Source organism: Photobacterium kishitanii, assembly GCF_000613045.3.
Classification (GTDB): domain Bacteria; phylum Pseudomonadota; class Gammaproteobacteria; order Enterobacterales; family Vibrionaceae; genus Photobacterium; species Photobacterium kishitanii.
Map to the genome: position 1 here is coordinate 1,015,848 of NZ_LN794353.1, position 13,362 is coordinate 1,029,209.

Sequence of the window (13,362 nt, forward strand, 5' to 3'; positions counted from 1 at the left end):
TCTTTTAATGGCTATAATAGAGATGATAATAAATCAGGTATTGAGTTAATAGTTTCATTATTATAATGACTATTATCTCTCAAATCCCATATGTTTATTTCTGAGTTTCTTTTTATCGTAATAATTAACTTGGGTTTTTTGCTTCTAGCTCTATTATGTTGTTTCTTAATTGATGAAAATGAAAAATCATTTAAAACGACAAAATTAGAAGCGATATCTCTAATCTTAAAATATGTTGCTACGATCTCATCATTATCATCACTGCTCTCATTAGTAATTATAATATCAATACTACTGATCGGTAAATTTTGAGATGTTTCTAATAATAAGAGAAGTCGCTCTAGACCAATTGCAAATCCAGAAGCCGGTGTTGCTTTTGAGCCAAATAATTCAAATAAGCCATCATAACGGCCACCACCACACACCGTACTTTGACTACCAAGCTCTGAGGTTACCCATTCAAATACAGTCTTATTATAGTAATCTAACCCTCTAACTAACCTTGGATTTATTGTATATTCGATACCAGATAGAGTTAATAACTTGGATAAGGATGAGAAGTGTTTTTGAGAATCTTCACTTAAATAATCTAATAATTTAGGAGCTTTATTAAGTAACGGTTGCATGTCCGGATTTTTAGAATCCAATATTCTTAAAGGATTTTTATCTAAACGATACTGGCTATCTTCATCTAATTGGTCGTAGTTATTAGTAAGGTATTGAATTAATACTTTATGGTATTCAGCTCGCTCTTTACTATCACCAAGAGAATTGATTTCTAACTTGACTTTATCCAGTAAATTTAAACTTCTAAAAATATCACGCGTCAAGATAATCAATTCAGCATCAATATCCGCTCCGGCCATGCCAAAAGTCTCAACACCTAATTGAGTGAACTGGCGTAAACGTCCTTTTTGAGGTCGTTCATAACGAAACATTGGACCTTGATACCATAAGCGCTGATAGCCCATACCTGATAGGTTATGCTCTATGGCTGCTCTAACGCAACCGCTTGTTCCTTCTGGTCTTAAGGTGATATGACGACCACTTTTATCTTGAAAATCGTACATCTCTTTAGTAACAATGTCTGTTACTTCACCCACCGATCTTTCAAATAATTTTACATCCTCTAACAGAGGTAATCGAATTTCATTATAACCGTATTGAGATAATACGTTATGGATGCGTTTTTCCATCCATTGCCAAAGAAATGATTGAGTAGGAAGGATATCGTTCATCCCACGGATTGACTGAATATTTAATGTCATGATTTGCTATTTCCCTTTCCAAAAAAGAAAGAGCACCCACCTTTAAGTAAATAAAAAGCGGGTGTTCGTCGGCGATAGATTATACGCCGTTTATTCTAATTATTAACGTTCTATAATAGCGCGGACTGTATATTGACCATTATCATCAACGACTACGCCGTGGATCTCATGCTCAAAACCAGGGAATGATTGGTCAAATTTCTGTAATGCTGATAAATAACAAAGAATCGCATTATTATCAGCTGGAACTCGCTCTCCTGGCATTAGAACTGGAATACCTGGAGGGTAAGGAACCAACATACTCGCCGCCACGCGATCCGCGAAATCATGAAGAGGAACAAATTCGGTTTCACCGCGCACTGTTTTTTGGTATGCCTCTGCGGGAGTGATAACTGGCTCAGGTTCGGCATTGACCGCGGCTTCTAACTGTTCTAATAGCTGAAGATCTGACATTTTTTTATGCATGGTATCGCACAAGTCTTTTAAAGACATATTTACGTACTCTGCAGCATGAGATTTTAAACTAGGAATTGCATCGATAACTAAAGTTCCATTGTCATACATACGTTTAAATTCTAGTAAACTCTCAATTAACGTACCCCATTTACCTTTTGTAGTACCAACAGAGAATAGAATTAGTAAAGTGTAATCACCGGTTCGAGCGATTTCAGTTCTGCGGCAATCGAGAAACTTAGTCACAATATAGCCAGGGATACCCATTTCTTTAACTTGACCACTAGGAGTCATACCCGGACATTTAATCGTAACCTTAACCGGATCTAGCATACAGTCAGTTGTTTGAATATCTTCTTTTGAAAAGCCATGCCAATCATCATCGGCACCTAAAGCCCAGCATGACGGCTCTGAAGAGAGTAAACTCATCGGTGCTTCTTCAAAGCTATACTCTTGATGTGTATTCGGATTTGTTACTTGACTTGGTTGCAACACATCAAAGAACCAAGCACTTTTACTATCACCATATTTTTCAAGTAATTGACGTTGAATTGATACCACCGTTTTACGGAATGAAATGGCATCCTCAATAGATTCTTGCATCAAAGATAAACCAGAGTCACCTTCCATCATTGAAACGGCAACGTCCATCGATGCGATAATCGGATAGAATGGTGAGGTAGTACCATGCATCATAAAAGCATCGTTAAAATTATGGTAATTAACGGGCGCTCTATCACTTTGCTTAATGTGAATCATTGAAGCCATGGATAACGCGGGTAGCATTTTATGCGTTGATTGGACTGCAATAATAGTAGGACGATCTGATATATCCTCATCGACACCCATTGCAAAACGACCTTTATATAAAGGATGGAATTTTGCGTATGCATACCATGCTTCATCAAAGTGAATACGAGGTACAACCCCTTTTAATTCAGAAACCACGTTATTAACGTTGTAACAGAAACCATCGTAAGTGCAGTTTGTGATCACCGCATATACTGGACGTACAGTTTCAGCTGGTTCTTTAATTAAAGCGCTATGGTGAATCAAGCTTATAATATGATCTTCAGATAAACGATGTGTTGGAATCGGACCAATCATACCTAAACCATTTCGAGTTGGTTTAAGATACACAGGACGAGCATGGGATAAGGTTAAACCTTGGTTTAATGATTTGTGACAGTTTCGGTCAACGATACAGACTTCATTTTCAGGGATCACAGCCTGAGTTACAATTCGGTTAGAGGCTGATGAACCACCGACTGAATAATAAGTTTTATCCGAACCAAATAAAGTAGAGGCACGATCCTCTGATAGTTTTGATGGACCAATATGCTCCAAATAGTCACCCATTTCACTGGTGGCAACACCAATATCAGCTCTCATCATGTTTTCGCCGAAGAAGTTAATAAACTCCGCACCGACAGGATGTTTTTTATAAGCCATACCACCCATGTGTCCAGGACAATCCCAGTAATAATCACCATCTTCAGTAAAATTTTTTAAAGTCTTAAAGTAAGGCGGTAATAGTTGATCATTGTATTGCTTAATAGCCATACTGATACGATTAGCGGTAAAAGAAGCCGTTTCAGAAAGTAAATAAATATACTCATGAACTTCTTTTAGTATTGATAAAGATAATTCAGCGATAGTATTATTTGAAGACAAAATAAAGAAAGGAATTGATTTATTTCTTTGACGAACATCTGTAATAAACTCAATTACTTTTTTTTCTTGATCTTGCGTCATTAATTTATCGTGAAAGTATAAACCAATCGCACTGAAGTTAGGGCATGATTGAAAATAAACAGTTGCATCATTAATGCTATTCGCATGACTAATATGAAACTGCAAACTTTCTAATTCAATTTGTAACTTATTAAATGAGTTGTTAACTGGGCTTGATTGGTTGATTTCAGATAAATCACCAACAAACAGAATCTCTCTATTTATTTTCATTATATTCTCATTTTTTATTTGGGATTATAAACACACATGGAAAAAAGTAATAAGATGTTACTTATATTATTTTACTTTACTTTTATCTATGAGTGCTCAGCTCAAAGAAAGTTAATAACAACGAGTAATTAAAGTATGTCGACTTTAATATGTATTACTTATTAACTTTCTTTAAGTGGATTTTTTATTATTACGGTTAGGTTAACGTATTACTATTGATTGGTATCCTTGATATAAAGTTCAAGTTCTCCTCTTTTTGCTTTGCCTGCCGCAACTAAAGCGTAAAGTGGTATTGTACAAACCATCATGGTAATGCCCCAAAATAGTGCATCATTACCAGAGCCTAGCAAAGCGAATACTGAATAAACCATACCGATGACGACAAGAGCTCCATATGTTACGTACGAATGTGTTTTATTGAGTTTCTTAGCTGACATGATGATTGGTAGTGCTACCAAGGCATACATGTATGGTAGTAAAGAAGCAAATACAGACATTAAAATAATAACTTGGAACTGTTTAGCTAGGTTTGGAGACGCAGTCATTAATAGAACAATACTCATTAATACACCTGTAAAAACGAGACTTTTTACGGGTACATCATTCTTGTTCACATCACCAAAGAATTTAGGGAAGATTCCAGATTTCGCACCAGCACGAGGCGCTTCAGATTGAAGAATCAACCAACCACAAATTGAACCAAAACAAGCAATAACACTCAGACCAGAAGCAATATTACCAGCCATTGGACCAAACATGTAACTAGCAGCAGCAGCAAACGGTGCTGGAGATTTAATTAACACATCATGGGGCACAATACCCATAATTACAGCACAACTTGCCACATAACAAACTGAAGTAATAAGTAGACCATAAATTGTTGCTTTTGGTACGGTTTTCTCTGGATTCTCTACTTGGCCACTGGAGACACAAGCGGATTCGATACCTAAGAACCCCCAAAGAGCGATGGATGATGATGAAATTATTGCGTGAGTGTCACTTTTCCCAGTTGCGTTCCATATCTGGATGTAATTGTGATAATCGAACCACCACCATCCTAATATAGCAACACCAAAAATAATGACGAAACCACAAATAGCGGTAAAAGATTGCACGCGACCTGCAGTTCTTGCACCAAAACTGGCAAGTGTAACGAATGCCCATAAAATGATAATAGCAGTGATCGCACCGGTTAATGGATGCTTTAGTGCAGGGAAGAAATAACTTAAATAACCAATGCCAGCAACAAGCAATGCAACGTTACCAACCCAAGCACTAATCCAATAACAGATGGTACTCTGAAAACCAATAAAAGGTCCGAAAGCATCGTTAGCATAAGCAACAATACCACCTGTCCTTGGCGTTAATAGACTAGTTTTAGCAAAGACTAACGCTAAAGCCATAACACCGATTATTGTAACAACCCAACCCCAAATAGATATTGAACCTATTGTTGCTAGATTAGTTGGTAGCATAAATACACCAGAGCCCATCATATTTGATGCACAAACTATTGTAAGGGCGAGAATACCCATTTTATTAGCTTGTTTGGCGCTCATCTGAGACGACATACTTATTAATCCTCAAGAAAACAACGATGGGCTGATATTAATAAATAAATGCCTTTAAAGTGTGATCCTCGTCACCATATATGATGTATTTAATTTTTCTATCGTATTTTATTAAAGATAAATAGTGTTTTTTGTAATAAATGACTCTGTCACCATTTTAGATAAAAATACAAATTAGCAATTTATGAGATTAATAAGTGGTAATTGAGACAATAGTTGATGGTTTTAAAATATCGGCAGTAATCCATGTTGCATAATGGGGAACGTGATCAGTTAATATTATAAGATAGCTATTTGTTGATATAGGAGGGCTCGGTTGTTAGTTAGAAATATAAAATGATTAATGTTGTAAATATGGCAATAGTTATATTTTTTTAAGTAAACTATAACCATAATTTAAATAAGGGTAATAGAGGAGGAGACAATTAAAATTAAGATATTAATAGAACAGGGATAAGCCAATATTAAAACGATCAGCGATACTGTCGGTGGATAATAGTTTTTAGTCGTGCGTTATATTTTATCTTTTTTGCGCATTTGTGTGAGTAAAATTTTGTAATGCATGCATAATTGTGCAAAAAAACAGTGCTTTTGTGTAAAGGGTATTAATTGGTATTCCCTTGGTGAATTATTTAAGTATTCTCTGAACCCAGAGATAAGAGCTTATCTCACATATTCTAAATTTAATTTCTAAATAAAAAACACTATATAATAAGGAACATGTATGACTAATTTTTCTCGTAACATTCTAATTGCAGCTGTCGCTATGGGTACAACATTTGCTTCAATGAGCTCAATGGCTGCACCTAAAGATGGTAATTTAAATTTTAACTTCCAAGGTACTATTCCAGCGAAACCTGTTACTCCTGGTGATTGGTCTTTCGTTACTCTTGCTGGTACAGCATATAACCCAACATCTATTAACTTAGCAGCAGTTGCTCAGTCAAATGGTGGATATGACCTAGAAACATCAAGCCCTGAAGTATTTGCTGTTAAAGTAACCGCTGGTGCCTTTACTGCAAGTTCTAAAATTCAAGCAACTTTATCATCAACCTCTGTATCTGGTTCTGGTTTAATTGGTGATACGGCTGCACTAATTCCTAGTGTAAGAATTAACGGTGTGACATTAACATCTGCAGCTCAGGACGTATCGACTCCAGCTGCTGGTGCAACCCAAGCAACAATGTCTCTAACGTCATCATTAGAGATCCCAGCTGCAAACGTAAATCCTACCGGTGGTAATGTTTCAACAACATCAGCAATTATTTTCTCTGCTGATGTAACAACATCATAATATAATCAATGAGATAGGAGAAGAGCTAGCTTAAGCTAGCTCTTTTAAAGTGGATGAACAAATTTTTTATTTTATTTCTATTTATCAGTCAACAAGTTTTTGCGATAAGTGTTGATAAGATGATTGTTGTCAGTAAAGGCAATAATGATAGTTCTATTATTACTGTTATGAATGATGATAGTTACCCTGTTTTTGTTAAGGCTCAGCTATCTGAGCTGATGCCCGATGGAAAATCGAAGTTATTTGATAATCATGATTTTAAACAGTGGCCAATATATCTTAATCATACAGATTTTATTATTGATCCTAAATCAAGAGTAAAAATAACAGTAAATAATTTACAAGAAATGCTAGGAAATAAAGAAAATAAAGATAGGATAATAGGTATTAGTTTTATTCCTGAATCATATGAAAAAAACAACTCTTCAGAGAAAAGCCTAAATATCTTAACTGGTTTCAAAGTTTGGTACATTATTCCAAATAACTTAAAAGAAGTCACTGGGAATGTTACATATAAAAAAGAATCAGCTGGGAAATACGATGTGTTCAATAATACAGATACGGTGTTAACGTTTAATATTAATGCTTGTCAGGCAATGAATGTAGAATTAAATAATGAATGTAGTGACACCATAATGATTCTTTCTGGAAAAAAGAAAACTATAAATCTCAATAAAGTAGAGCAAGGAACTGTTGTGATCACCGCTCAAGATTATAGAGATAGATTTAAGAAAAAAATAAATATCAAAATATAAAATATTAAATGGCTGAAATTATGAATAAATATATAGTAATGCTATTGGTAATGAATAGTTCTATAGCATATGCAGATAAGGATGTTTTGGTAACATCAATATTGACAAACAGACTTGTTGAAAATAATTATTCGAATTTACAGTCTGTTAATTTATTACCAACAGTTAAAAATAGCAGTAATTATAATAATCTTCTTAATTTTTCTAAAAAAGAAATAAAGGTAGTTATTGTTGGTTTAGAGGATAAGTTTGAACCATTGACTATATCTGCTCAAGTCTCTTATTATTCAGTTGTTATTAGTGATACTAAAGAGATAGTAGTCTATTTAAATAATATTGGTATTAAAAATAATGATGCAATAAAAATAGCAAATACGCTCGCGGCAGGTATATCCACAAGTAATAAATGTACTGGAGAAAGAAACTCATGTCTTATATCTAACCAAAATTTAGAGTTTGTTAATGATTATTATGATAAAGTGCTTAGAATATTTATTCCAAGTTCATATTTTAAGAAAAAAAGAAAAAAAGAAAAATATTTAAAAGATGATGGATTGTCAAACTTATGGATCACAAAGTTTTATGGTAACTATGAGCATAATAGCTCCAGTAGTTATTTTTCAACTCTAGATAACTATATTGGTTTAGGGCCTGGATATTTAAATTTTAATGGGTTAATTAATCAACAAGATCAAGATGTCAAGTCTGCACAGTATGTATATAACTTTAATAAGTATACATTATTATTTGGTCTTAATGATAATATTAATGATCTTTCTGATATTACTCAAAATAGCTTTTTATCCGATAAAAAATTTACGGGAGTGACATTCGCTAAAACGAATAATCTACTAGTAAAAAATATTGCTAATAACAGTATTCAATTTTTTACACCATCGGAAGGAACTTTAGAAGTAAAAAAAGATGGTAAAGTTATATTTCAAAAATATGTACAGTCAGGACAGAACAGTTTATTCTATTCTGAATTACCACCTGGAAGTTATAACGTATCATTAACTGTCACAAATAATAAAAACATTATATATCAAGGTGATGACTATATTTACAATCTAAACTATGGTGATTCTGGTAGTAGTCCATATGCTAGAGTTGGCAAGGTTGAAATAAATGATTTAGATTATAATGATCTTGAAGTAGGTATATCCTATCCTATTTTTGATAGTTTTAAATTGTTACTTAACAGTTATTTAATTGGTAATGATTTTTATTATTCTACTGGGTTAAGATATCGAGGTGAGCAGTTTAATACATCATTAAATTATTCAAAAGGTAATGCCGAAGAAAAAACAAGATTTAACTTGAATTATGGTTTTTTGTTTTTACAAGTTACAAGAAACAAGAATGATAACCAAAATGATAAATATTATAAAATAACCACTCAAAATAACACGCAGGCTAATTTAAGTGCTAATTATCAGTTGGATGGGAAAACAAACTTATATTCTAGTGTTTTTTATAATAAATATGATAATAATAATGATGAGAATTATGATTTTAATGTTGGTTTAACAAGGAGATTTGATAATAATATCTCTATTAATACTTCTTATGCGATTAGGAATGATAATAATCTATTCAGTGTTAATATTTCTATTCCATTAGGTAATAATATTAACTATTCAGGTTCGATTAATTCATCAGAAGATTATAATCAATTTTACTCGTCTATTAATTACACCGATAAGTTATATGGAAAAAATATAACTATAACACCATCTGCCACTTATACTCCTGAAAATGATGATTCATGGGTCAAATCTATTAATGCTAGCATTAATAGTAATAATAAAAATTATGATTCATCTTTGCGTATTGGATCTAATAACTCAGATGTTAATTATGGTATTTCATTTAGTACAACTCAAGTTGTGAGTGACTATGGTATTGATTACACAAATGAAAATACATTATCATCATTATATATAAATGCGCCTAACAGTAGTGATATTTTAGGAACGTTAAATTTAATTAATAGTTCTAATGGAAATAATCGAGAATATAATTTAAAAGATGGACAGAAAATTTATATACCTACATATAGTCAAGATAAAATTAATTATAGTATTAATAATAATATTTTTTTGCGTAATTCAACTATAAATAATCGTAATAATGTTGATTTTATCCCAGGTAAAATGAAAACATTATCGTTAGATGTTATAGATAGTTCATCGATAACTGTAATTAATTCAGGATTAGAAAATATTAATTGTAAAGGATCTGCATGTCTTAAAAAAACACCAATTCAAAATAATGTAGTTGATTTAATTGTAGAGCCAGATAAATACTTTGAAATACTTTTGGGTGAAAAAATATGTTGGCAGGGTAATTTATCTAAGTTAGATAAAAAAGCGATAGTCTGTGGTGAATAGTATGAGAAAAATATTAATATTTGTTACTGTAATATTTAGTTATTATGGACATGCAGCAACTAGTTTATCTGATATAATTACATTAAATGCTAATATAGTTAATATGGATGATATAAATAGTGCTGATATTAAATCTACAATTGTCGGTGATAATTATAAAACATTAGTCTATGATAATTCAGTATCAACGTTTAGACCGATTACATTTCAGCTGAGAAGTACAACGACTCAAGTAATTAATCAGTATAGCTTTAATGTTTTATATAAAAACATGACGTGTTCACAAAATAATTCTGTTATTAGTGTTCCTCTTTATTTATCAATAAATAATATTAATGAGCAAGATAATAAGATTACTCTATTAGGAAGAGGTTTTTGGTATAAAGTAACAACGGGAGAAGCTAACTCACCTTATAATCAATATATATCTGATGTTTATTTTAAAGTGAATTTTGGCAATATAACTAATAGCTCTACAAGTGATTTACCTTGTTATGGTAACGTCATTCTTCTAACATCTATTGATCTCTGAGGTTTGTTATGAAAAAAATCTTCCTTTTATTTTTATCAATATGTTATTCTCAGAATGTATTTGCAGCGGCAATACCTATAACCTATAACATCACAATGGATTATAACGCTGTTACAGATCAATTTGAAAATGCTCGAATAACGGGTGGTATAGCTAGTGTAATTACTGTCAATGGTTCATATCCAATACAAATAGATACAGCTAAAGATAGTATTGAGGGGAGGAATTATGGCAGTGTAATCGGGTTTACTGATGCTTTAGCTTTTACAGTATTACGGCGGACATCTTCTTTTTTTGATTTATCTTTAGTTAATCAAAATGATAATAAGTATAAAGTGCTCTCAAAAAATCAATTGATTCGTTCTTATGTAAATTTATTCTATAACGATGGTCGTTCTGCTACTATTTCTTCAAACTATGGTTGCAATATCGTAACACCAAGTTATACATCTTCCCAGCAAATAGTCGCCTCCGCTAATCGTGATTGTAGTGGGAACACTGTAGCAATGCTTGTTCAGCGAGGTGGTACATTTGGTGGATCAAGAATGAGTTATTTTTTTGATTTGAATAATAATATTAAAAGGTATTTAAGTAATCCTGCAACAAAAGTTGGGAATTATACAGGATCGGTTGTATATACTGGTGATAGTATTGCTTTGTGGGTTAATGGTGGGGGATTTGGTCCAAATACCGAGTCATATACTTTTAATTTTACTATTAATAAGAAATTAGAATTAACGTCAATAAATTTTCCTAATGGTAAAATATCTACTTTTAATGTAAAAAAAACTGGCAATAATTACATTGGAAATAGTGCATTAAATTTTAATGTTGATGGTGTGTTTAATTTTTCAAATAAGTTAAACTTTCAATTAACCTCAGCTAATACTATAAATAATAAATTAGTACTTAGAAATGGTAGTCATGATATTTTTTACACTGCTAACTTAATAAATATAACGACTGGAAAAAAAGAAGTATTTAATAGTAATAATCAAATGCAGCAATTTAATATATCATCAAATAATCAATTTCAGGGTTTATTAGATTTTAATTTTATATCGCCAGTAGCTAATACTCCAAATGGGAATTACTCTGATCAGCTGACAATGATAGTTTCTCTTGAACTTTAATTTTGTGGAATGTACTTATGTTAGATTTAGATAATTTAAAATCTGTGCTTTTTCAAAAAAAAATACAGCCATTCTTTCAGGATATAGTAGATGGTAATCGAAATATTGTTGGAATTGAAATATTAGCACGATGGGTTGAAGACGATAAAGTATTATATTTACCTGATTTTTTCATCACTAAATTTGAAAAACATGGTTTGTTGGTTGATTTTACCTGTTCATTAATAGAACAAATAATTAGTATTTTTTTGGTTAGCGTTAATAAATTTTCGGATGATTTTTATATTTCGCTTAATGTGACAGAAGAAATTTTATCTAACTATAAATTTAAAATTTATATCAAACAGTTATCATTATATTGTAATATTGTTTTAGAGCTAACAGAAAAAAAAAGTATTATATGTAGTGATTGTATAAAGAATGATATTGAAGAGTTAAGATCAGAAAAAATAAAGTTCGCAATTGATGATTATGGTATGGATAATTCTACATTATTATTACTATATGATTATAAATTTGATTTTCTTAAATTAGATAGGTATTTTATATCAATGTTGCTTGAAAATTCTCAAAGTGAATTTAATTATAAAAGGAAATTAATTATAAAAAATATTGTAGATCTATGTATTGTATTAGATATTAAATTAGTAGTTGAAGGGATTGAAAATATCGAACAAGAACGGTTATTAAAAGATATCGGTGTGAAATATTTTCAAGGATATTTGTATTCAAAACCGATGAGATTTAATAATTTTTTTCAAAACTAATTTTATTAAAAGTTTACTATGTTCTGCACAATAGTTACATATTAAAATATTCCTATGTATTTTATTTATTATTGGTTGCATAATATATGGATATATCTTATGAAATGCAAAGTTATAATAAAAACAAAAACAGATTTAACACCAACAATTATTGTAGATGATTATTGTTTTTTTTCTATAAATAATATTGGAAAACAAGAGTCTATATCTATTGGTTCAAAATCAGATAATATGATTATATTAATATTATCTGAGGATAATATTATTTATCAAGGGAAATCATTTTCAAAATTAGCTATATCTCCTATAGGAGATAACAGTGTTTTAGATATTGATATTTTTTCTAAGACATATGTTATTTGTTATGATTTAAGTGAGGATATTTGTCAAAACACTTATTCAGGATTATATAACTTCATTAATCCATATAACTATATTATTGAACAACTTATTCCTGATGTTAAAGCTAATGATGCCATAATAATAATGGCGTTAAAGCATCTTGCATTGTTATCATTAACATATAAGAAAACTATTCCAGATTTTAATCGTATTCAACAGTTTATATTCACTAATATTAGAAATTCTGAACTATCACTTGATCTTGTCGTTGATAATTTATTCATGTCGCGTAGAAAAATACAATATATCCTCAGTAGGAATAATACTTCTTACGGTAATTTAGTCGATGATATAAGATTTGAAATATTATCAAATGAAGAATTATCTGGACTGTCTATCCAACAAATTCTATCTAAAGCAGGTGTGAAAAATATAGCAACTGCAAATAGAGTTTTTATAAAGAAGGCTGGTATAACGATGCGGGATTTTTTATCTAATGAAAAAAAATGAAGTATATAATTTTATTGATAACTATTCAGAGGTTGCAATTTTAATGGATGATGATGGAATAGTTATTCATCACAATAATAATGTTTTTGATTATCAATTTTTCGAAAAACCTATTCTTGGGAAAAATATAGCTAAAATATTTCTGGAAAAATCTAAATTATTAGGGCCATTAACATATGCCCAGGCTTTGAATTGCCAAGAGAAAGATAGATTATGCTGGTTGCAACAGGACACTATATTAAATACCGAATATTATGAAGATATACTTTATACAACGATTAGGATTATTGTCGCTCTCGATAGAGAATATTTAATATTACTAATAAATAAAGCACAATCATTCAAATAAAAGATAACACCTTACAAAAGGTTAAATTGA

11 protein-coding genes are annotated in these 13,362 nt (G+C 31.1%); 8 read left to right on the forward strand and 3 right to left on the reverse strand.

Translation table 11 applies throughout. The features are described from left to right. Positions 1-11: 11 nt before the first annotated feature. The 3 genes from hisS to PPBDW_RS19855 form a co-directional block, all read right to left on the reverse strand. On the reverse strand, positions 12-1,268 hold the full coding sequence (gene hisS, locus PPBDW_RS19845) for a histidine--tRNA ligase (protein ID WP_036791915.1): 1,257 nt from the start codon (positions 1,266-1,268) through the stop codon (positions 12-14). Positions 1,269-1,370: 102 nt separating this feature from the next. Further along, positions 1,371-3,686: an Orn/Lys/Arg family decarboxylase gene (locus PPBDW_RS19850; RefSeq protein ID WP_054262195.1), complete on the reverse strand. Its 2,316-nt coding sequence runs from the start codon at positions 3,684-3,686 to the stop codon at positions 1,371-1,373. 212 nt (positions 3,687-3,898) lie between these two features. Next, positions 3,899-5,257, reverse strand: a complete 1,359-nt coding sequence (locus PPBDW_RS19855; RefSeq protein WP_237043579.1) for an amino acid permease — start codon at positions 5,255-5,257, stop codon at positions 3,899-3,901. A 724-nt stretch (positions 5,258-5,981) separates the two neighbouring features. On the opposite strand from PPBDW_RS19855, the gene PPBDW_RS19860 reads away from it, so the two are divergent. The 8 genes from PPBDW_RS19860 (at position 5,982) to PPBDW_RS19895 (ending at position 13,332) form a co-directional block, all read left to right on the forward strand. Continuing rightward, the gene (locus tag PPBDW_RS19860; protein ID WP_036791918.1) at positions 5,982-6,551 is read left to right on the forward strand and encodes a hypothetical protein; all 570 of its coding nucleotides are present in this window, start codon (positions 5,982-5,984) and stop codon (positions 6,549-6,551) included. Positions 6,552-6,670: 119 nt separating this feature from the next. After that, a complete protein-coding gene (locus tag PPBDW_RS19865) occupies positions 6,671-7,306 on the forward strand; it encodes a hypothetical protein (protein ID WP_146145958.1) in 636 nt (211 codons plus the stop codon). 8 nt (positions 7,307-7,314) lie between these two features. Next, on the forward strand, positions 7,315-9,699 hold the full coding sequence (locus PPBDW_RS19870; protein WP_036791925.1) for a TcfC E-set like domain-containing protein: 2,385 nt from the start codon (positions 7,315-7,317) through the stop codon (positions 9,697-9,699). Position 9,700: 1 nt separating this feature from the next. Continuing rightward, positions 9,701-10,231 (forward strand): hypothetical protein, encoded by a 531-nt coding sequence (locus PPBDW_RS19875; protein WP_036791928.1) that lies wholly within the window; start codon positions 9,701-9,703, stop codon positions 10,229-10,231. Positions 10,232-10,239: 8 nt separating this feature from the next. Continuing rightward, positions 10,240-11,364, forward strand: coding sequence for a hypothetical protein (locus PPBDW_RS19880; protein ID WP_036791931.1), 1,125 nt, complete (start codon positions 10,240-10,242; stop codon positions 11,362-11,364). 17 nt (positions 11,365-11,381) lie between these two features. Next, the gene (locus PPBDW_RS19885; protein WP_036791934.1) at positions 11,382-12,131 is read left to right on the forward strand and encodes an EAL domain-containing protein; all 750 of its coding nucleotides are present in this window, start codon (positions 11,382-11,384) and stop codon (positions 12,129-12,131) included. A gap of 99 nt (positions 12,132-12,230) precedes the next feature. After that, a complete protein-coding gene (locus tag PPBDW_RS19890; protein WP_036791938.1) occupies positions 12,231-12,983 on the forward strand; it encodes a helix-turn-helix domain-containing protein in 753 nt (250 codons plus the stop codon). After that, the gene (locus PPBDW_RS19895) at positions 12,970-13,332 is read left to right on the forward strand and encodes a hypothetical protein (RefSeq protein WP_036791940.1); all 363 of its coding nucleotides are present in this window, start codon (positions 12,970-12,972) and stop codon (positions 13,330-13,332) included. Before PPBDW_RS19890 ends, PPBDW_RS19895 begins: the two co-directional genes overlap by 14 nt. Positions 13,333-13,362: the final 30 nt, after the last annotated feature.